Source organism: Paracoccus sp. JM45, assembly GCF_003590715.1.
In the GTDB taxonomy this organism is placed as follows: Bacteria; Pseudomonadota; Alphaproteobacteria; order Rhodobacterales; family Rhodobacteraceae; genus Paracoccus.
Genome location: NZ_QQVY01000004.1, coordinates 166664 through 188098 on the forward strand (window position 1 = coordinate 166664; position 21435 = coordinate 188098).

Sequence of the window (21435 nt, forward strand, 5' to 3'; positions counted from 1 at the left end):
TCCGGGTTTCATAGCCCCGGCAGGATCGAAACAGATCACAGATCTGCCAGTTCTTCTTTTAACGTCGCACAATTTGCGGTAGTGATAAGTAAGGTCAACGACATCATGCGGCTTAAAATGCATGGTGCAAATCGAGCAGCGAACCACACAGATGAACCAGCATGCCGCGCCTCCAGAATTCGCCATGAGCTTCACCCAGGAAGCCGTCCAGTTGGAACGTCGCGACGGTCCTGAATGGCGGTCCTTGGGACAGGCCCGATTTTCGGGCGACGATCTGGCCTCGGTCCTTAGCGCGTTGCGCGATCAGGCCGGTGGGAAATGGGGGGAACTGGATACCGTTCTGGTTATTCCCGACGATCAGGTGCTGTACACCACGCTGACAGTGCCCTTCGGATCGGACACCCCCGCCACCATTGCCCGCGCGCTTGAGGCATCGACCCCTTATCGCGCCCAGGATCTTACCTTTGACTGGTGTCCGGCCGTCAATGGCGACATCGAAACCCTGCGTGTGGCCGCCGTTGCCCGCCGCACCCTGCAAGAGGCCGAGGATTTTGCCCGTGCCCAAGGGTTCCGGCCATCCGGCTTTCAGGCCCGCCCGAATGACGACCGTTTTGACGGCCAGCCCGATTTTGGCACATCACGTCTGGCGCAGGAACAATTCGACCGGCGTCCCTTCAGCGATCCAGATCTGTCGCAGGCGCGGGTCACTGCACCGTTTATCGAACCGGAGGTCGCGGCAACCGTGCAAGCACCCGCTGCTGTTACGGTATCACGGATCACCGCGCATGTGGTCGAACCCCAAGCGGCAGCATCTGCCGATCCCGTTGCCCGCCCCCCTTTGGCAGCAACCGCGGTCGACGCTGCTTCGCCAGTGATCCGGCATGGGCAGGTCGCACCGTTGACCGCCCAACGCCTGTCTCCCCGGGCCGAGGCGGTGCATAACCGCGCCGCAGCTGCCCGCGCCAACCGCCCCCATCCCGAACCAGAGGCCGGTGCCACCCGCACGGCGCTGATGGCGCGTCTGGCCAAGCTGGATCTGGCGCGCTTGCCGGTTCTTGTGGGTGGTTTGGCAGTTATGCTGGCCTTGGTCCTGCTGTTTTTGGGTGGTGAGCCACAGACGGAAACACAGCCCAAGGTGGAAACAGCCGCGCTGACCCCCGATCCCGTCATCGAACCAGCGCCACAAGTGGTCGAGCCAACGCCCGAACCCGAAGCAACTTTGCCGAACGCATTGCCCCCGATCGAAATGCCCGCCCCGATCGGTGAAGGCGTCGTTCAAGAACAAGCAGACGCCCCCGAGGCAGAGGCTGAAACGCCAACCACAGAACTGCCTGTCGTCGAAGCGCCCGCGCCCGAAACGGCCGAGGAAGAGCTTGATCCCCTGACCCGCGCCTTGGCCGAGGCGGTCGCAGCGAACCCTGAACCCGAAACGCCTGTCAGCGCCCCGCAGCCGACGCCCCAGCAAATTGCAGCGGCCACCTTGGTGCAACGTCAACTGCCGGTCCAGACACCACCTGCGGCGGTCGAAGCGACACCTGCGCCGTTGACACCAGCGCCTGCCGTAACGGCAACCGCACCCGCTGCTACGCCACGGGCACAGCCGGCGCCGGTTAACCGCAGGGTCAATCTGGACAGTTCGGCCCGTCCGCCACGGACAACGCCTGCACGTGCCTCGGCCCCCGCTGCGCCGGAAAACAAACCGCGCGTGCCCACCAATCCCTTGCCGTTCGAGGATTCTACCAGATCGGCCGCGCCACGTGTGACGTCGATCCGTCCTCCGGATCGCCCGACCCAGACGGCATCGCGCAGCGAAGCGCCCGCGCGCCAACCTGCAGCGGCGCGCGCTGCCCGACCATCGGCAGCACCTGCGGCACGGCCGGCGGCCCCGACGGCAACGACCAGTCCGACCGTGGGCAGCAGCCGCCCGCCCAGCACCACGCGTCCCGCAACCAGCGAAGCACCGGCTGCTGCACCCGCGCCTGCACAAAGCAGCGTTGCGCCTTCGACCACAAGCCGACCGCCGTCACGTCCGCAGGATCTGTCATTGCTGGAAGAAGGCAGCGCCTCCGAGGATGATGCTCCGGTCCAGTTGACCCAAGCCGAACGTCATCTGCTGGAACAGCAACTGCGTGACCTTCGGACGGCGCAAGCCGGACAAAGCGGCTTTACGCCCGCCGAACGCGGTTTGGTGTTCCAATTGGCTGACGCCCGCCCGACCCGCAAACCGATGTCGGTGCGCGGGCCGTCCCAGCAAGCAGTCCAATCCGCCGTGGCCGAGGCTGTTGGAAGCGGTCGCCCCGAAACGAAAACCGTTCCCAAGCCCGCCGTGCAAGCCACCTCGTCCGGTGCAATCAGCCGATCGGCACGACCGGATGCCAAGCCGCGCAATGCGGCGTCCGCAAGTCTTTCTTCGGCTGCGGTTGATCGCGCTGTCGCCTCTGCCATCGACACGGCCCCTGCCGCGGGGTCTGTGGCGCTGACGTCACTGCGGTCATCGGCAACACCACCGCGCAGGTCGGCCCGTGCCGTCGCGGCCGCCACCTCGAACGCGATGGTTGCGACTGCAGCACCGGTTGCAGCAGCGATTGCCCCTGCTGCCGCAGATCAGCGTGCGGCAGCTGCCGAACAGGCCGCTGCCGCCGCCCAAGCCGAGCAGCGTCGTCAGGATGATGAACTGCAAGCCCAAGCCGAAGCCCGTGCCCGCAATATGGCCGCAGCCGACGCCCGTGCCGAGGCGCAGGCCCGTGCCGCTGCCGAAGCCCGCGCCCGTGCACAGGCCGAGGCCGAGGCCCGCGCCGCGGCCAGTCGCAACCAGCGTTACCAGCCGCCGGAAGTCGACGCCGAACCGGATGTTGTTGCGGCAATTCCCCAAGGCTCTAGCGGCACGGCAGCCAGCAGCGCGACCGTCAAGGACGGCATCCGCTTGAACAGCACACAGATCATTGGCACCATTGGCGCCGGTCAGGCCAGCCGTGCTTTGGTGCGCCTGTCGAATGGTCGCGTGCTGACCCTGCGGATCGGTGACCGTATCAACGGCGGCACGATTTCAGCCATTGGCGACAGCCGTATTACCTATCAAAAAGGCGGAAAAGCCTATGCGTTGGGTATTCTGAACGGCCAATAATATCCCCCGCCCGCGCGGCAACGCGCGGGATCAGTCGTCCATCCGGCGGATGGTATAGCCCTGTTCCTGCAAAAGGTTCAGCACACCAGCTTTTCCCGGCAAATGCAGCGCACCGAAGGCCGCGACAATCCCTTTGCCTTCCTTTGCCGCTTGGGTGGCCCCCTTGGTCAAAGGCGCGATCCAGTTCCGGTTGCGGTCATCCATCAGCCGCGTCTGGGCCAGAACCATCTGGCGGTCCACCTCTGCTCGATCCAACCCCGAGTTCTGATAGGCGTCGAAGCGTCCGAATTCCCAGATTTTCCAGACATCACCGTTAAAATAGGCGTCCGTCAGCGTCACCGCATAATCATCGGCGTAAGAAGCCGCAGGCAGGGCCGCGCGGATCATATCCAGTTCTTCCTGCGGTGACAGATCGGCATAAAGGCCGAAGATCGTATCCCAAGGTTCCAACGCTTTGATGGGGGTGTCAGCGGCCTGTGCTTCCTGTACCATCAGATGATCCAGACCGCCGGTCTTGCCATCACCACTGGCCATCGCATCAATCATGCATGGCGAAATGCCCAACATCATCGACACATACCAAGGCCGCAACCGCGAGGTGATGACCGCAGGTGACCCACGGTCGGACATGGCCTGCGACAGCACCTGCCATTCGTCAGAAGACAATCGTTCTGGCAATGTCGGACCTTCTGCATCCACCATCAGGCTGGGGTCCGTGGTCAAAGCCTCGGTCAGGCGGGATTCTTCTTCGGGACCGGCTTCAACATAAAGCGCGGCGGCATTGCGAATAAAAGGACGCATCCGGTCAACCATCGGTGCATGGCGTTCATCCCCGAAGTGATACGTCCCGACCAAAGTAATCTGCCGGTCATCGCGGGTGGCCTGAAACAACAGGCCGTTGCGGAAAGGAACACCCTGAACAGCAGCCTCGATTCGGGCGACCTGATCCTGTGGCATCGTTTTGAACAGGTTTTCCCCGTCACAAGATTGCGCGACCGCCCCCGAGGACAGGCTGAACAGGGCCACTGCGGCGGCTTTGAGGGCATGTCGCATAAGGTGTTTTCTTTATTCCCGGAGCGTATGGGCGCAGGGTGTCACAAAAGGCCATTCTGTTCCAGAGCGGCATGAAAAATCTGCAATCAAACCCGTTGACAGTGTCGTGTGGCGTGCCTAAATCTTCGGGCATTGGCACTCGCACCCGGTGAGTGCCAACAACGCAACACTGTAACCTGAAATATCGGAGTGTTCACATGGCATTTAAACCGCTGCAAGACCGCGTTCTGGTCCGCCGCGTCCAGTCGGAAGAAAAGACCAAGGGCGGTCTGATCATCCCCGACAACGCAAAAGAAAAGCCGGCAGAAGGCGAAGTCGTCTCGGTTGGTGAAGGCGCACGCAAGGACTCGGGCGAGCTGATCGCTCCCTCGGTTAACGCCGGCGACCGCGTTCTGTTCGGCAAATGGTCCGGCACCGAAGTCACGATCGACGGCGAAGAGCTGCTGATCATGAAGGAAAGCGACATCCTGGGCGTGATCAGCTGATCACCCGGATAGATCCTTACCTTCCACTCAACTTCAGGAGATTACAATGGCAGCTAAAGAAGTCAAATTCGGCACCGACGCACGCGATCGCATGCTGAAAGGCGTGAACATCCTTGCAGACGCCGTGAAAGTCACCCTAGGCCCCAAAGGCCGCAACGTGGTGATCGAAAAATCCTTCGGCGCCCCGCGCATCACCAAAGACGGTGTGTCGGTTGCCAAGGAAATCGAACTGTCCGACAAGTTCGAAAACATGGGCGCACAGATGGTCCGCGAAGTTGCTTCGCGCACCAATGACGAAGCTGGCGACGGCACCACCACCGCGACGGTTCTGGCACAAGCCATCGTCAAAGAGGGCATGAAAGCCGTTGCAGCTGGCATGAACCCGATGGACCTGAAGCGCGGCATCGATCTGGCCACCACCAAAGTTGTGGAAGCCATCAAAGCTGCTTCGCGTCCCGTTAACGACAGCGACGAAGTTGCCCAGGTCGGCACCATTTCGGCCAATGGCGAAGCCTCGATCGGTCGTCAGATTGCTGACGCCATGCAGAAAGTTGGAAACGAAGGTGTTATCACCGTCGAAGAAAACAAAGGCATGGAAACCGAAGTCGAAGTCGTCGAAGGCATGCAGTTCGACCGCGGCTACCTGTCGCCCTACTTCGTCACCAATCCCGACAAGATGATCGCGGATATGGAAGACGCCTATATCCTGCTGCACGAGAAGAAACTGTCGTCCTTGCAGCCGATGGTTCCGCTGTTGGAAGCCGTGATCCAGTCGGGCAAGCCGTTGGTTATCGTGTCCGAAGACGTCGAAGGCGAAGCCTTGGCAACGCTGGTTGTCAACAAACTGCGCGGCGGCCTGAAAATTGCTGCTGTCAAAGCACCGGGCTTCGGCGATCGCCGCAAAGCCATGCTGCAGGACCTTGCTATCCTGACCGGTGGTCAGGTCATCAGCGAAGATCTGGGCATGAAGCTGGAAAACGTCACGATCGACATGCTTGGCCGCGCCAAGAAAGTCACGATCAGCAAAGACAACACCACCATCATTGATGGCGTTGGTGAAAAGTCCGAGATCGAAGCACGTGTCGCCCAGATCCGTCAGCAGATCGAAGAAACCACTTCGGACTATGACAAAGAGAAGCTGCAGGAACGCGTTGCCAAACTGGCAGGCGGCGTTGCAGTCATCCGCGTCGGCGGCATGAGCGAAATCGAAGTGAAAGAGCGTAAAGACCGCGTCGATGACGCCCTGAACGCAACCCGCGCAGCTGTCCAAGAGGGCGTTGTTGTCGGTGGCGGTGTTGCCCTGGTTCAGGGTGGCAAGGTTCTGGAAGGTCTGTCGGGTGCAAACTCGGATCAGGACGCCGGTATCTCGATCGTTCGTCGCGCGCTGGAAGCGCCGATGCGCCAGATCGCTGAAAACGCTGGTGTTGACGGTGCGGTTGTTGCGGGCAAGGTCCGTGAATCGACCGACAAAGCCTTCGGCTTCAACGCGCAGACCGAAGAATATGGCGACATGTTCAAGTTCGGCGTGATTGACCCCGCAAAGGTCGTCCGCACCGCGCTGGAAGACGCAGCTTCGGTTGCCGGCCTGCTGATCACCACGGAAGCCATGATCGTCGAAAAGCCCGAGCCGAAAGGCCAAGGCGGCGGCGGCGGCATGCCCGACATGGGTGGCATGGGCGGCATGGGCGGCATGATGTAATCATCCGCCTGCCACTGGCAGACACGGAAAGGGCGTCCTTCGGGACGCCTTTTTTGCATTTTGGATAAGGTCAAAGAAAAAGGCCCCCGAAAATCATTCGGGGGCCTTCAATCCGTATGGGGATGCCTACTTCACCCGTCCTTCGATCTTCATGGATTTGCACAAGGACTGGAAGCGCGACAAGGCAACCTCGCCCATCAGGGCACGTCCGGTTCGCGTCAGATGCAGATCAAGGGTTTTGCCCGGAACATGCCGCAAAGACGCGGCATTCGAAGGATCCTCGATCGCGAACATCGCCCCGAAGCGCATGGCCTTTCCCAGAACCTCAGCGGCAAGGATTTCTTCTTCGTTCAGCAGGTCGAACAGCGGTGCCATCTGCACCTGCGCGCGGTTGTTGCGATAGCGGTGCAACAAAGCCAGACCCAGATAGATCCGTTCGGGATGGCTTAGCGCTGCCATATTGGCGCGGGTGACATTGTCGAAACACGCCTCGGCCCGATAATCCGGGTGGGCGCGCCATGCGGTGTCGTGCAGCAGACAGGCCGCATGCATCAGACGGTCGCGTTCAGGGGTCAGATCAGGGAACAGCGGCAGCAAAAAGTGGTACAGCTTTTTGCCGAAACCCGGCAAACGCGCCATCTGCTTTTCGGTAAACCGCGCCGCTTCCAACAGCGGATCACGACGGCGCAGGGTTGTCGACATATGTTCGTACAGCAACCCTTCACGGATGCCATAGCTGGAAATCGCCAGTTCGGTCGGGGCAAAAACATCGATCAATTGCGACAGGACCTGACTGGCCAACGGCACCAACTCCATCCGCGAGGATGAGATGCCGACCTTACTGCGCAGGGTATTCATGTCGTGATCGGCGATCCAGTCTACTGTCTTTCCGACAGCTTCCGGCGTCATGCGGTATTCATGCAGAACCGTCATGGGGTATTCGCTGCGTTCCATATCCAAACGGGCGATGGCACGCCATGACCCGCCGACCAGATAGATACGTTCGTGGCCGGTCCCGACCTGCTCGGCCAGACCGGCAAGAATTTTTGCAATATGATCCCGCAGGTTTTCCGGTTCGACCTGCTGCAGCCGGAACGGACCAAGCTGCGATGTCACGCGCTTGCCAACTTTGCCGTTTTCAACGACCGCCAGCTCTAACGAGTTGCCGCCGATATCACAAACCAGCCCCCTGGCATCGGGCCAGCCCAGTAGCACGCCTTGCGCGGACAAGCGTGCCTCCTCCTGACCGTCAATGACCCACAGCTTCAGGCCAGTCGCTTTTTCGACCCGGGCTTGGAAGGCGGGGCCATCCTCTGCCTCGCGCACCGCGGCGGTGGCTACGCAGGTCAGCGGTTCGATATCCATGCTTTTTGCCAGTGACGCGAAACGCGCCAAGGCCGAAAAGCCGCGTTCGATCCCCGCAGGGTTCAGACGACCGGTGCGGGCCATATCCTGCCCCAGACCCGCCATGACCTTTTCATTATAAAAGTATGCCGGCGACCTTGCCGCGCCATCAAACACCACAAGCCTGATCGAGTTCGAGCCGACATCGACCACCCCGACCCGCTTTAGCGCCCGCTTGGGAAGTTTACTGAATTTACGACCGAATGGCTCGATCTTCTGTCCGCTGGTGGTTCGCACCCCGTTCATATTCGCGCCTCTTGCTTGTCGTCATGTCTCATAGCTTATCCATGTCCGTGCGTCATTCTGCGGAATGGGTCAGCGCGGGCACATCACGTGCCCCTGCTGTTCCCCGACCCGACAGCGACGGGTTTTCCATGAAGAAACGATGACAGTTGAACAGATCATCACGCCCCTGTGGCAAATATCGCAGGAACCTGCCATCGGGCTGTAACAGCCAGCTTTGCGCCTCATCCGCCATATTCGCTGCCATCACCTGATTCACGATCTGCGCCTTGACGGTGTCATTACGACATTCCACCAAAGTTTCAACGCGCCGGTTCAGGTTCCGGTCCATCCAGTCGGCAGAACTGATAAAAACCCGCGATTTGATCGAAGGCAGGCCATAGCCATTCCCGAAACACACGATCCGCGAATGTTCCAGATAGCGTCCGACGATGGATTTTACGCGGATGTTCGAGGAAAGACCCTTGATGCCGGGTCTGATCCCGCAAATGCCGCGAACAACAAGGCTGATTTTCACGCCTGCCTCGCTGGCGGCATAAAGCGCCTCGATCACGTCCTTTTCGGTCAATGAATTGACCTTGACCCAGATCGCGGCAGGACGACCTTCACGGGCAAATTTGGCCTCTTGTCCGATCAGGTCGATCAGATGCGATTTCATTTCAGCGGGGGAAATCGACAGGTTTTCCAACCCTGACGGCTGCACATATCCCGAAAGATAGTTGAAGACTTTGGTCGCGTCACGCCCCAAGGCCCCGTCACAGGTGAACAGCGACATATCGGTATAGATACGCGCCGTAATAGGGTGATAATTTCCGGTCCCGTAGTGGGTATAGGTGACAAGGGCCTCGCCCTCGCGGCGCACGACGGTGCTGATCTTGGCATGGGTTTTATAGTTTACGAAACCATAGACCACATGGGCGCCAGAACGTTCCAGACGGCGGGACTGGCGGATGTTCGCAGCCTCGTCGAAGCGGGCTTTCAGTTCGACCAGCGCGGTGACCGATTTGCCCGCCTCGGCGGCTTCGCAAAGGGCATCGACGATCGGGCTGTCACGACTGGTACGATAGAGCGTCTGCTTGATGGCCAGCACGTCGGGGTCGCGCGCCGCCTGCGCCAGAAAGCGGACCACCATGTCGAATGTCTCATAGGGATGATGCAGCAGCATATCCTTCTGCCGGATGGCCGAGAACATATCCCCGTCGTGATCCTGCACCCTTTCGGGCACGCGCGGTGTAAAGGCCGGCCACAGCAATTCGCGGCGGCTGTCCAGCACCAGTTCGGACAGATCGGCCATGCCCAGAAGGCCCTCGACCTCGATCACCTCGTCCCGCGTGATTTCCAGTTCGGCCATGATCAGGCGGCGCAGGCGGTCCGGCGCCCCCGAGGTGATCTTCATCCGGATGACACTGCCACGGCGGCGGCGTTTCAAGGCTGTTTCGAATTCGCGGACCAGATCCTCGGCTTCTTCCTCGACCTCAAGATCGCTGTCACGCAGCACGCGGAAGCTGCAATGTCCGACATCGCGATAGCCCGGAAACAGGCTGGTCAGATGCATCAACAGCAGATCTTCCAGCCGCAGGAAACGTTCCCCGCCCGGCAAGGGCACAAAACGCGGCAGCTGCGCGGGGATCGGCAGCAGGGCCTGCATCTGGCGGCCATCGGTTTCGCGCGCCAGTTCCAGCGCCAGTGTAAAGCCGGTGTTCGGAATAAAGGGAAACGGATGCGCGGGGTCGATGGCCAGCGGCGACAGGACCGGAAAAACGCGGTTTTCAAAATACTGGTGCAGGAATTCTTCTTCGGCGCGGGTCAGGCGCTGGCGCGACAGGATGACAATGCCCGCCTGTTCCATTTCCTTGCGGATGTTGTTCCAGACCCCTTGCTGCGCCGCCATCAGACGTCGAGCATCGGCGTTGATCAATGACAGCTGTTCGGCAGGGGAAAGACCGTCGTCGGATGGGGTCGTGCTGCCTTCGCGGACCAGTTCGCGCAGACCGGCCACACGGGTGGTATAGAATTCGTCCAGATTGGTCGCGCTGATCGACACAAACCGCAGCCGTTCCAACAGGGGAACGCGGGGGTTGCGCGCCTCGTCCAGAACGCGCCAGTTGAACGACAGCCAGCTGAGTTCACGGTTGAAAAAGCGCGACTGCCCTTGCGGGACGCCACCGGCAAGGTCTTTGGGGGGTGAAAACGGTGAACGAAGGAAATCGGCTTGTGTCATGATAATCCGGCAACAAAACAAGATATGATCATGCGTCACCCTCGGACAGCTTGTCCAGCAGGTCGGCGGCGATGCGGCGGGTCACGGGGCCTTTCTGTGCCATTGCGGCGTGATCCATAGCCGCAACCAGCCTGCGTGCCAGCCCAAGGTCACGGTCCATATGCAAAACCAGCCAGTCGATCAGACCCGCAGGCACCGCCAGCTGCCGGTCGGCGAACAGCTTGACCAGAACCGCCGCCAGCAAAGCCTCGTCCGGCGGGCCAAGATGGACCTGCGGCATCGCATCCATGCGCGATTGCAGATCCGGCAGCCCAAGGCCCCAGTCACGCGGGGGACGCCTTGCCGTCATCAGCAACAGGCAATCGCGTGGGGCGCATAGGTTCCACAGGTGGAACAAGGCCTGTTCGGCACCTGCGGCACTGCCGGAATGGTCTGCATCCTCGACAATGACCGCCCCGCCTTCCGAGGCCAGCAGATCGGCGGCATCGGGCCGCAATCCGGCGGCATGGATACGCCGCGCCCCGTTTTCTGCCGCCCAGAAGGCCGCAAGATGGGATTTTCCCGCCCCCTCGGGGCCGATCAGCAACATCCTGCCGTTCGGCCATGACAAAGGCGCGTCCAGCGCCGCAAGCGCCGCCCTGTTCGCGGGGGCAGGCAGGAAATCCGCGCGCGAATGGGCAGGCGGCGTCGTCAGATCCAGCGTCAGCTGGCGGGACAGGGGATACGGGGGTTCCTGCTGCATCGTCTACTCGGGCGGGCGGCGGGACAGATCTTCCTGCATCACCTCGATCTCTTGCTGGCCACGGGCGCGGTCGGCGGCCAGACGTTCCGACATCAGGGTGCTTTGCACCGTACCCGACGGCACCAGTTCGACCAGAATCGGCTGTGCAGGATCTGACGGTGTGCCCTGCCCCGTATACAGCGGGCTTTCGCGGTAACGGGCGATCATAAAGCGGGCCAGAACACCCAAGGCCGCAGCCATCGGAACAGCCATCACCAGACCCACAAAGCCGAACAACGCACCAAAGACCGACAAGGCCAGCAACAACCAGACCGGATGCAGACCCACATGGCCGCCGACGATCTTGGGTTGCAGGTAATTCCCCTCGACCACCTGACCGATGCCGAAGATGGCAACGACTGCGCCGATCCAAACAGGCTCGCCCCAGAAGCTGAACAACGCCACGCCGATGGCCGTCGCCCCACCGATCAGCACGCCGACGTAAGGGATGAAGGACAGGCAGGCCGCCATAATGCCGATAAAGAACCCGAACGGCAGCCCCACAAACATCAGTGCCAGCGCGTACCAGATACCAAGGATCAGAATGACCAGCGATTGCCCGCGCAGAAAACCGGACAATGCCTCATCGATTTCGGATGCCAGATGCCGGACCGTGCCTGCATGTTCGCGCGGCAGATGGCGGTCGATGGCGCTAACCATATTGTCCCAATCCAGCAGCAGGTAAAACGCCACCACCGGAACAATGACCAGCAAGGCCACGACGCCGATCATACCGCGAACCGATCCAAGGATGGTCGAGGCAAAGGTACCTGCGCGCTCGCCAATGGCCGTTTGCAGATCGGCAAGCGTCTTTTCCAGACCCGCACCTTGCGGAATTGTGCCGGGGAAACGCGTGTCGATAAAGGCCCGTGCCTGATCCAGCATCTGTGGCGCGGTTTCGACCAGCGCACTGGCCTGCCGGACCAGAACAGGCACGATCAGCAGAACAACTGCCACAAAAATCACCACGACAACGACGGTAATCACCACAACAGACATCGTGCGCGACAGGCCAAGGCGTTCCAGCCGGTCCGCGACGGGGTCCAGAAGATAGGCAACCCCTGCCCCGAGGATAAACGGCAGGACTGCTTGCCCCAGCAACCACAGCGTCAGAAGCAGGGCAATTGCAGCCACTCCCCACCACATCATCTGCTTGCGAACGGAGACGCGCATGAACCAGCCCTTATCGTTTGAAATACAGATCCGAATGTGACCGCGCATCACGCCGGTTGCAAGTCTGATACGGTCGCGGGCACGCACAGGTTCTTGGCAAGTCACCCCTGATCCGGTAACCCTTCGCCAAACCGCTTTGAAGGACCGTTCCCCATGCGCATGTCGCGTTATTTCCTGCCCGTACTGAAGGAAGACCCCAAAGAGGCGCAGATCGTCAGCCACCGGCTGATGCTGCGCGCGGGGATGATTAAGCAACAGGCGGCGGGAATCTATTCCTGGTTGCCGCTTGGTTACAAGGTCCTGAAACGGATCGAACAGATCGTCCATGAAGAACAGCAGCGCGCCGGCCATATCCCGATGCTGATGCCGACCCTTCAGCCCGCCGATCTGTGGCGCGAATCCGGACGCTATGACGATTACGGCGAAGAGATGCTGCGCGTGACCGACCGCCAGAAGCGTGATCTGCTGTACGGTCCCACGAACGAGGAAATGATCACCGATGTGTTCCGCAGCCATGTGAACAGCTATAAAGAGCTGCCGCTGACGCTGTACCACATCCAGTGGAAATTCCGCGACGAAATCCGCCCGCGTTTCGGCGTGATGCGGGGCCGCGAATTCCTGATGAAGGACGGCTATACCTTCGACATGACCAAGGAAGACGCGCTGCACGCCTATAACCGTCACCTTGTGACCTATCTGCGCAGCTATGAACGCATGGGTCTGCAGGCGATCCCAATGCGCGCCGACAGCGGCCCGATCGGCGGCGACGATACCCATGAATTCCTTGTGCTGGCCGAAACCGGCGAATCCGAGGTGTTCTATGACAGCGAGATCACCGATCTGAAATTCGGCGACCGTGCGATCGATTACGACAGTGTCGAAGAATGCCAGGCGGTGATGGATGAATTCACCAGCCGCTATGCCCGCACGGATGAAACCCACGATCAGGCGGTCTTCGATCAGGTCCCCGAGGAACGCCGGCGCACCGCACGCGGGATCGAGGTCGGCCAGATTTTCTATTTCGGCACCAAATATTCCGAACCGATGGGCGCGACGGTCGTTGGCCCTGACGGCCAGCGCGTGCCCGTCCATATGGGCAGCCACGGCATCGGCGTCAGCCGCCTTCTGGGCGCCATCATCGAAGCGAACCACGACGACAAGGGCATCATCTGGCCCGAAGGTGTGACCCCCTTCCACATCGCCATCGTCAACCTGAAACAGGGCGACGCATCGACCGATAACGCCTGCGAGTCGATCTATTCCGATCTGCAAGCGCGTGGTCTTGATCCGCTTTATGATGATCGCAACGAACGGGCGGGGGCGAAATTCGCCTCGATGGATCTGATCGGTGCACCCTGGCGTATCACGGTCGGCCCGCGTGGTCTGGCCAACAATATGGTCGAACTGACCAACCGCCGCACTGGCGAAACGGTCGAGACCGCCCCCGCCGACGCGATTGCCCGTGTCGTCGCAGTCTATAAACCCGTCCTGAACCACAGCGTTCAGGATAAGTAACACACGGGTCTTCAACCGGCGGATGAACCTCCGCCGGTTGCCCATCAGCGGATGCAAAGCTGGCGCAACGTCACCTGATCGATCTGACGGGAAACGATGCAAAACGGCACGATATCGTGCTTTCATTTTCAGAAACCCGCTTCTAACGTAACCCGCAGGACAACGTTCCAACTGGGAGACGATCATGAAAAAGCTTCTTCTTGCGACCGCCGCTGGCGCATTACTGGCCGGTGCAGCTGGCGCTGAAGAAATCAAGCTGGGCGTTTCGCTTGGCTTTACCGGACCGCTGGAATCGATGGCCCCTGCCATGCAGCAGGGCGCGGAAATGGCGATGAAGGAAGTCAGCGACAGCGGATTGCTGATGGACGGCTCGACCGTCGTGTCGGTCACCGGCGACAGCACCTGCATCGATGCCGCTGCGGCCACCGCCACCGTCGAACGTCTGATTGCCGCCGAAGGCGTCAAGGGCATCATGGGGGGCATGTGCTCGGGTGAAACCATCGCATCCCTGGAAAACGTCGCCAAGGCGAACGGCATGGTGATGATTTCGCCATCCGCCACCTCGCCTGCACTGACCACGATCGAGGATGACGGATTGTTCTTCCGCACCGCCCCGTCGGACGCCCGTCAGGGTGACGTGATGGCCGATATCGTCATGGACCACGGGATCGAAACGGTCGCTGTGACCTATACCAACAACGACTATGGCAAAGGTCTGGCAGACAGTTTTGCCAATGCCTTCGAAGAAAAGGGCGGCACGGTTACTGTCAACAGCGCGCATGACGACGGTAAGGGCGATTATTCAGCCGAGGTTGCCGCATTGGCAGCCGCGGGTGGTGATGCGCTGGTCGTGGTCGGCTATGTCGATCAGGGCGGTTCGGGTGTTGTCCGCGCAGCGCTGGATACCGGTGCGTTCGAAACCTTCGTCTTCCCCGACGGCATGGTCGGTTCCGCGCTTGAAGAAAATTTCGGTTCGGAAATCGACGGCAGCTTCGGCCAGAACCCCGCTGCTGACGGTCCGGGCCGCGAAACCTTCCTGTCCATGGCTACCGAAGCGGGCTTCGACGGTTCGGGCGCATTCTCGGGCGAGGCATATGACGCCGCTGCCCTGATGCTGCTGGCAATGGCCAAGTCGGGTTCATCCGATCCCGCGACCTACAAGGGCAGCGTCATGGATGTCGCCAACGCCCCCGGCGAGGAAATCCTGCCCGGCGAACTGGCCAAGGCGCTGGAAATCATCAATGGCGGCGGCGATGTCGATTACGTCGGCGCGACCGCGGTCGAACTGATCGAGCCGGGCGAATCCTCGGGCACCTACCGCGAGATCGAGTTCAAGGACGGCAAGATGGAAATCGTCGGCTATCGTTGATCCGGTTTCAGGACTGCAAGGACCGGCATCGTCAGGTGCCGGTCTTTTCGTAACGATAATAGCCTGTTGCAGGCAGTTCTTCGCCAACGACGTGAAGACAGGGAAACAGATAACATGATCAGGGTCGAAGACCTTCACAGACATTTCGGCGGATTCCGCGCCGTCGATGGCGCCAGCCTGACGATCGAGACCGGCTCGATCACCGGCTTGATCGGCCCGAACGGCGCGGGAAAATCGACGCTGTTCAACGTGATTGCGGGCGTGCTTCCCCCGACATCGGGTCGGGTGTTCATGGACGGCGAGGAAATCACCGGCCTGCCCCCGCATGACCTGTTCCACAAGGGCCTTTTGCGGACCTTCCAGATGGCGCATGAATTCGCCAGCATGACCGTGCGCGAAAACCTGATGATGGTGCCCGGCATGCAGTCCGGCGAAACCATCTGGAAAACATGGTTCCAACGCGGCCGCATCGCCCGCGAGGAAGCCGAGCTGCGCAAAAAGGCCGATGAGGTTCTGGATTTCCTGACGATCCGCCATCTTGCCAATGAACATGCGGGCAACCTGTCGGGCGGCCAGAAGAAACTGCTGGAGCTGGGCCGCACCATGATGGTCGATGCCAAGATCGTCTTTCTGGACGAGGTCGGCGCAGGCGTGAACCGCACCCTGCTGATGACCATCGCCGATGCGATCATCCGGCTGAACAAGGAACGCGGCTATACCTTCTGTGTGATCGAACATGACATGGATTTCATCGGCAAGCTTTGCGATCCGGTCATCGTCATGGCCGAAGGCAAGGTGCTGGCCCAAGGCAGCGCATCGGACATCATGCAGAACGAACAGGTGATCGAGGCCTATCTGGGCACCGGCCTGAAGAACAAGGACATGGTGGGCGCATGAGCGATCAGAACGCAAGCTTCGGCAATCGCGGCAACCGCGATGCCTCGGTCGTCAACACCAAAGGCATGGGCACCATTGACGGCACTCGCAAATCTGGTCCGGTCGGCGCAGGACGTGCGGGCGATCCCTTCCTGATCGGCGAGGCCATGACCGGCGGATACGGCAAGGGCGCAGATATCCTGAATGACTGCACCATCGCCGTCGAACAGGGCCAGATCGCGGTGATTGTCGGTCCGAACGGTGCGGGTAAATCCACCGCAATGAAGGCAATCTTCGGCATGCTGAACCTGCGTCAGGGCAGCGTGCGCCTGAACGGTCAGGACATCACCGCGCTGAACCCTCAGGACCGCGTCAAGGCGGGCATGGGTTTCGTGCCGCAGGTGAACAACATCTTCCCGTCGATGACGGTCGAGGAAAACCTGGAAATGGGGGCCTTTATTCGCAACGACGATATCCGCCACACCATGCAGCAGGTCTATGAGCTGTTCCCCGCTGTTGCCGAAAAACGCAAACAGGCGGCGGGCGAATTGTCGGGCGGACAACGTCAGCAGGTGGCCGTGGGCCGCGCGCTGATGACCCAACCCAAGGTTTTGATGCTGGACGAACCGACTGCGGGCGTCAGCCCCATCGTCATGGACGAATTGTTCGACCGCATCATCGCCATCGCGCGCGGTGGTATGCCCGTGCTGATGGTGGAACAAAACGCGCAGCAGGCGATGAACATCGCCGATAAGGCCTATGTGCTGGTGCAGGGCGCGAATGCCCATACTGGCACCGGTGCCGAACTGATGGCCAATGACGAGGTGCGCCGCACCTTCCTGGGGGGCTGAGCCATGGATTTCCTGAATGCCCTCGTGGTTTTTCTGAACTTTGTTTTCATTCCGGCAGCGGCTTATGGCGCGCAGCTGGCATTGGGCGCGCTTGGCGTCACGCTGGTGTATGGCATCCTGCGGTTTTCGAACTTTGCCCATGGCGATACCATGGCGTTCGGCACCGCGGTCGTCATTCTGGTGACGTGGGGTTTGCAGGCGATGGGAATATCGCTGGGGCCGTTGCCAACCGCGCTGCTGGCGCTGCCTTTTGGCATTGCAGCCACGGCCATGCTGGTGCTGCTGACTGATAAGGCGGTCTATAAATTCTATCGCGTCAAAAAGGCCGCGCCGATCATCCTTGTGATGGCCTCGGTCGGGGTGATGTTCGTGATGAACGGCCTGACGCGTCTGCTGATTGGCGTCAGCGAATACCGCTTTGACGATGGCGAGCGTTTTATCATCAACGTACGTGATTTCCGCGAATGGAGCGGCCTTCCCGAAGGTTTGGCCCTGCGCAGCACGCAGGCGTTGACGCTGGTGGTTGCGGTGATCGTCGTCATCGCGCTGTTCTATTTCCTGAACCGTACCAAATCGGGCAAAGCCATGCGCGCCTATTCCGATAACGAGGATCTGGCCCTGCTGTCGGGCATTGATCCCGAACGCGTCGTGCGGATGACATGGATCATCGCCGCCAGTCTGGCGACGATTGCAGGCACGCTTTATGGTCTGGATAAGTCGTTCAAAGCGTTCAACTACTTCCAGATCCTGATGCCGATCTTTGCGGCGGCTATCGTGGGCGGGCTGGGCAACCCGTTAGGCGCCATTGCAGGCGGCTTTCTGGTCGCGTTTTCCGAGGTGGCCGTGACCTATCCTTGGGTCAAGATCGTCGGATATATCGCGCCGTGGTACGAACCAAGCGGCCTGATGCAGCTGTTGGGGACCGAATATAAATTCGCCGTCAGCTTTGTCATTCTGATCGTGGTCCTGCTGTTCCGCCCGACAGGGCTGTTCCGCGGCAAATCGGCATAAGGGGGAAACGGATATGTCAAACACTCGTCAATCCGCAGGTTACAGCGCATGGCGCGCGCCTGTCCTGTTCGCGATCCTTGCCGTGTTGTTCGTGCTGGAAGGTACGGTCAATAACACCATGTTTTCCGGCAGTTGGAACACATCGCTCGCGATCCTGAATATGGGGCTGTTATCCGCGATCACGGCCTTGGGCGTGAATATGCAATGGGGCTATGCGGGGCTGTTCAACGTTGGCGTCGTCGGCTTTCTGGCGATGGGTGCGTTGGCGCCCGTGCTGGTGTCCCTGCCGCCGGTCGAAGGGGCATGGCAGGCTGGCGGCCCGCGCCTGCTGGCGGCGCTGGCCGTGGGCGTCGGCGTGCTGGCCATCGCCAAGCTGGTCTGGACCCGCACCCGCAGCGGGATCGCAATTGCCGTGATCCTGCTGGCAGGTTTCTTTGCCTATCGCTTCCTGTTCGATCCGGCAGTGATTGCTATCGAAAACAACAACCCCGCCCGTCACGGCAATATCGGTGGCCTCGGGTTGCCAGTGCTGTTGTCATGGGCCGTGGGTGGCCTGTTCGCGGCAGCGGCGGCCTGGGCCATCGGCAAGGTCGCACTTGGCCTGCGTTCGGATTATCTGGCCATCGCCACGCTTGGCATCGGTGAAATCATTGTGGCCGTCATGAAAAACGAGGATTGGCTGGCACGGGGGGTGAAAAACATCACCTCGATCCCGCGCCCCGTCGCATATGAAGTCGATCTGCAAAACAATGCAGAATTTGTCGCAGTTGCGAAGGACTGGGGCTTTCAGGCCGCCGAAGCCTCGGGCATCTGGGTCAAGCTGTCCTATATGTCGCTGTTTCTGGTTGTGCTGCTGGTGCTGATCCTGCTGGCCGAACTGGCGCTGAAATCGCCTTGGGGCCGGATGATGCGCGCGATCCGCGACAATGAAACCGCAGCCGAGGCGATGGGCAAGGATGTCACCCGCCGCCATCTGCAGGTTTTCATTCTGGGGTCGGCAGTGATTGGTATTGCAGGCGCGATGATGGTTACGCTGGACGGGCTGCTGACGCCCACCAGCTATAACCCGCTGCGCTATACCTTCCTGATCTGGGTGATGGTCATCGTCGGCGGGTCGGGCAACAACTGGGGTGCCGTTCTGGGGGCCGTGACCATCTGGTTCCTATGGATCAAGGTCGAGGTCTGGGGCCCTGCCCTGATCGGCATGCTGACAGCGCCCATGCCCGATGGCGATCTGAAGATGCATCTGCTGGATAGCGCGCCGCATATGCGCTTTATCGCGATGGGGCTGGTGCTGCTTTTGGTGCTGCGATTTGCGCCAAGGGGTCTGCTGCCCGAAAAGTAGAACGATGGGGCGCCAGTGGCGCCCCTTTCCATATCAGCGGCAGTTGTCGCCCAGAACGACACTGTGCCAGATACGGCCATCGGCGCCACGGGCGGCACCGCTTCCGATCTCCTCATCGGATTGTCCAAGGATTTGCGCGCGCTGCGCCTCTTGTCCCAGCCATGTGGCAAGTGTGCCATCGGCCGTGCCCCCCACGGCAACCAGCTGCGTCACACCACAAGTCGGATAGCCGACACCACGTGCCCGATCGACGACATTCGATCCGTCAGACCCCGCCACATCGGCACGCCCCGTCCGTGCCATGTCACAAGCGTGGTAAAGTGCAATACGATCCAGCAGGGCATTCTGGGTCAATGCCTCTTTGCCCTGCGCGGCGCGGGACGCTGCCACCAATGTCCGCAGCCGTTCCGCAGTGGGCGCATCCCCTGTGCATTGCGGCACGAACGCCTGCTGCTGGGCACCGGTAGGCTGGTTGAACGCCGTAGTGCCGGTGAAACAACCAGAGAGTGCCATCACGGCGGCAGCGGCAGACAGGGAAAGCTTGTTCATAATGACACCCTTATACAGAGAAAGAAGAAATTTTATGCTAACGCATCATTGTTTTGCAGGTTCCTGTCCCACTGTGCCAGCGAAACTCTTGCAAGAACGTAAATCCGCGCTTAAAGCGCAGTCATGACCCAGCACCAGCGCCTTTTGATCATCGACTTCGGCAGCCAGGTGACGCAGCTGATCGCGCGTCGCCTGCGTGAACTGAATGTCTATTGCGAAATCCACCCCTTCAATTCGGTGACCGATGCGTCGCTGCGCGAGATGGCCCCGCAAGCGGTCATCCTGTCCGGCGGACCGGCCAGCGTGACGCAGGACGACAGCCCCCGCGCACCCCAGGCGGTGTTCGACATGGGCGTCCCCGTTTTCGGCATCTGCTATGGCCAACAGGTCATGATGGAACAGCTGGGCGGCAGCGTCGAGGCGGGGCACCACGCCGAATATGGCCGTGCCTTCATCGCCCCCGCCCCCGGCCATAAGGCCGACGGCATCTTCTCGGGGTTGTTCGACACCGGCCGCGAAGAAGTCTGGATGAGCCATGGTGACCGCGTCACCAGTCTGGCCCCCGGATTCGAAGTGATCGGAACATCGCCCAACGCGCCCATGGCGATGATCGCGGATGAGACGCGCCACTTCTATGCCGTCCAGTTCCACCCCGAGGTGCATCACACCCCGAACGGTCGCACCATGCTGGAAAACTTTGTCCGTCTGGCAGGGTTCACCGGCGACTGGACGATGGCGTCCTATAAGGACGAAGCGATCCGCAAGATCCGCGAACAGGTGGGCGACCGCAAGGTCATCTGCGGATTGTCGGGCGGCGTCGATTCGTCAGTGGCTGCCGTCCTGATCCATGAAGCGATCGGCGACCAGCTAACCTGCGTCTTTGTCGATCACGGCTTGCTGCGGCTGAACGAAGGCGACGAAGTCGTCAAGATGTTCCGCGACAATTACAACATCCCGCTGATTGCTGCCGACGAAGCCGATCTGTTCCTTGGCCAGTTGGAAGGGGTTTCCGACCCCGAAACCAAGCGCAAGATCATCGGCGGCTTGTTCATCGACGTCTTCCAGAAATACGCCACCCAGATCGAGGGCGCGGATTTCCTTGCCCAAGGCACGCTCTATCCCGATGTCATCGAAAGCGTCAGCTTCAGCGGTGGCCCCTCGGTCACGATCAAGTCGCACCATAATGTCGGCGGTCTGCCCGAAAAGATGGGTCTGAAACTGGTCGAGCCTCTGCGTGAACTCTTCAAGGACGAAGTCCGCGAATTGGGCCGCGAACTGGGCCTGCCCGCCAGCTTTATCGGTCGCCATCCCTTCCCCGGCCCGGGTCTTGCCATCCGCTGCCCCGGTGAAATCACCCGCGAAAAGCTGGAGATTTTGCGCAAGGCCGACGCGGTCTTTATCGACCAGATCCGCAAGCATGGTCTCTATGACGATATCTGGCAGGCGTTTGTGGCCATTCTGCCGGTTCGCACCGTGGGTGTGATGGGTGATGGCCGGACCTATGACTTTGCCTGTGCCCTGCGCGCGGTGAATTCGGTCGATGGCATGACGGCGGATTACTATCCCTTCACCCATGAATTCCTTGGTGAAACTGCGACCCGCATCATCAACGAGGTTAAGGGCATCAACCGCTGCACCTATGACATCACGTCAAAGCCTCCGGGCACGATCGAATGGGAATGATGCGGCAGCAGGCCGCATCGTGATACGGGAACGCGCAGGGAAACCTGCGCGTT

General features: G+C 60.6%; 16 protein-coding genes. 10 read left to right on the forward strand and 6 right to left on the reverse strand.

Annotation, left to right across the window (positions count from 1 at the left end; genetic code table 11):
* Positions 1 to 184 precede the first annotated feature (184 nt).
* A complete protein-coding gene (locus tag DWB67_RS08290) occupies positions 185 to 3124 on the forward strand; it encodes a hypothetical protein (protein WP_119807067.1) in 2940 nt (979 codons plus the stop codon).
* Between the two features lie 30 nt (positions 3125 to 3154).
* On the opposite strand, the gene DWB67_RS08295 is transcribed toward DWB67_RS08290, so the two are convergent.
* Entirely contained in the window at positions 3155 to 4177 is a 1023-nt protein-coding gene (locus DWB67_RS08295; RefSeq protein ID WP_119807068.1) for a TraB/GumN family protein, read from the reverse strand.
* A gap of 197 nt (positions 4178 to 4374) precedes the next feature.
* On the opposite strand from DWB67_RS08295, the gene groES reads away from it, so the two are divergent.
* Positions 4375 to 4662: a co-chaperone GroES gene (groES, locus tag DWB67_RS08300; RefSeq protein WP_119807069.1), complete on the forward strand. Its 288-nt coding sequence runs from the start codon at positions 4375 to 4377 to the stop codon at positions 4660 to 4662.
* Between the two features lie 46 nt (positions 4663 to 4708).
* Positions 4709 to 6361, forward strand: a complete 1653-nt coding sequence (gene groL / locus DWB67_RS08305) for a chaperonin GroEL (RefSeq protein ID WP_119807070.1) — start codon at positions 4709 to 4711, stop codon at positions 6359 to 6361.
* A gap of 126 nt (positions 6362 to 6487) precedes the next feature.
* On the opposite strand, the gene DWB67_RS08310 is transcribed toward groL, so the two are convergent.
* From DWB67_RS08310 to DWB67_RS08325, 4 genes are read right to left on the reverse strand one after another with little or no spacing between them, the layout of a single operon-like run.
* On the reverse strand, positions 6488 to 8011 hold the full coding sequence (locus tag DWB67_RS08310) for a Ppx/GppA family phosphatase (protein ID WP_119807071.1): 1524 nt from the start codon (positions 8009 to 8011) through the stop codon (positions 6488 to 6490).
* A gap of 52 nt (positions 8012 to 8063) precedes the next feature.
* On the reverse strand, positions 8064 to 10229 hold the full coding sequence (locus tag DWB67_RS08315; RefSeq protein WP_119807217.1) for an RNA degradosome polyphosphate kinase: 2166 nt from the start codon (positions 10227 to 10229) through the stop codon (positions 8064 to 8066).
* Between the two features lie 28 nt (positions 10230 to 10257).
* Positions 10258 to 10971: a chromosomal replication initiator DnaA gene (locus DWB67_RS08320; protein ID WP_255418599.1), complete on the reverse strand. Its 714-nt coding sequence runs from the start codon at positions 10969 to 10971 to the stop codon at positions 10258 to 10260.
* Positions 10972 to 10974: 3 nt separating this feature from the next.
* Entirely contained in the window at positions 10975 to 12183 is a 1209-nt protein-coding gene (locus tag DWB67_RS08325) for an AI-2E family transporter (protein ID WP_119807219.1), read from the reverse strand.
* A 153-nt stretch (positions 12184 to 12336) separates the two neighbouring features.
* On the opposite strand from DWB67_RS08325, the gene proS reads away from it, so the two are divergent.
* The 6 genes from proS (at position 12337) to DWB67_RS08355 (ending at position 19150) form a co-directional block, all read left to right on the forward strand.
* Positions 12337 to 13698 carry a proline--tRNA ligase gene (gene proS / locus DWB67_RS08330; RefSeq protein WP_119807072.1) on the forward strand — a complete coding sequence of 454 codons (1362 nt, stop codon included), beginning with the start codon at positions 12337 to 12339 and terminating at the stop codon, positions 13696 to 13698.
* A 184-nt stretch (positions 13699 to 13882) separates the two neighbouring features.
* Entirely contained in the window at positions 13883 to 15067 is a 1185-nt protein-coding gene (locus DWB67_RS08335) for an ABC transporter substrate-binding protein (RefSeq protein ID WP_119807073.1), read from the forward strand.
* Between the two features lie 114 nt (positions 15068 to 15181).
* Complete coding sequence (locus tag DWB67_RS08340) at positions 15182 to 15964, forward strand: ABC transporter ATP-binding protein (RefSeq protein WP_119807074.1); 783 nt, start codon at positions 15182 to 15184, stop codon at positions 15962 to 15964.
* The gene (locus DWB67_RS08345; RefSeq protein ID WP_119807075.1) at positions 15961 to 16794 is read left to right on the forward strand and encodes an ABC transporter ATP-binding protein; all 834 of its coding nucleotides are present in this window, start codon (positions 15961 to 15963) and stop codon (positions 16792 to 16794) included. Before DWB67_RS08340 ends, DWB67_RS08345 begins: the two co-directional genes overlap by 4 nt.
* Before the next feature lie 3 nt (positions 16795 to 16797).
* A complete protein-coding gene (locus DWB67_RS08350) occupies positions 16798 to 17805 on the forward strand; it encodes a branched-chain amino acid ABC transporter permease (protein ID WP_119807076.1) in 1008 nt (335 codons plus the stop codon).
* A gap of 13 nt (positions 17806 to 17818) precedes the next feature.
* Positions 17819 to 19150, forward strand: a complete 1332-nt coding sequence (locus DWB67_RS08355; protein WP_119807077.1) for a branched-chain amino acid ABC transporter permease — start codon at positions 17819 to 17821, stop codon at positions 19148 to 19150.
* 33 nt (positions 19151 to 19183) lie between these two features.
* Here the strand turns inward: DWB67_RS08355 and DWB67_RS08360 are convergent, their stop codons facing one another.
* The gene (locus DWB67_RS08360; protein ID WP_119807078.1) at positions 19184 to 19699 is read right to left on the reverse strand and encodes a CAP domain-containing protein; all 516 of its coding nucleotides are present in this window, start codon (positions 19697 to 19699) and stop codon (positions 19184 to 19186) included.
* Positions 19700 to 19822: 123 nt separating this feature from the next.
* On the opposite strand from DWB67_RS08360, the gene guaA reads away from it, so the two are divergent.
* Positions 19823 to 21382, forward strand: a complete 1560-nt coding sequence (gene guaA / locus DWB67_RS08365; protein ID WP_119807079.1) for a glutamine-hydrolyzing GMP synthase — start codon at positions 19823 to 19825, stop codon at positions 21380 to 21382.
* Positions 21383 to 21435 lie beyond the last annotated feature (53 nt).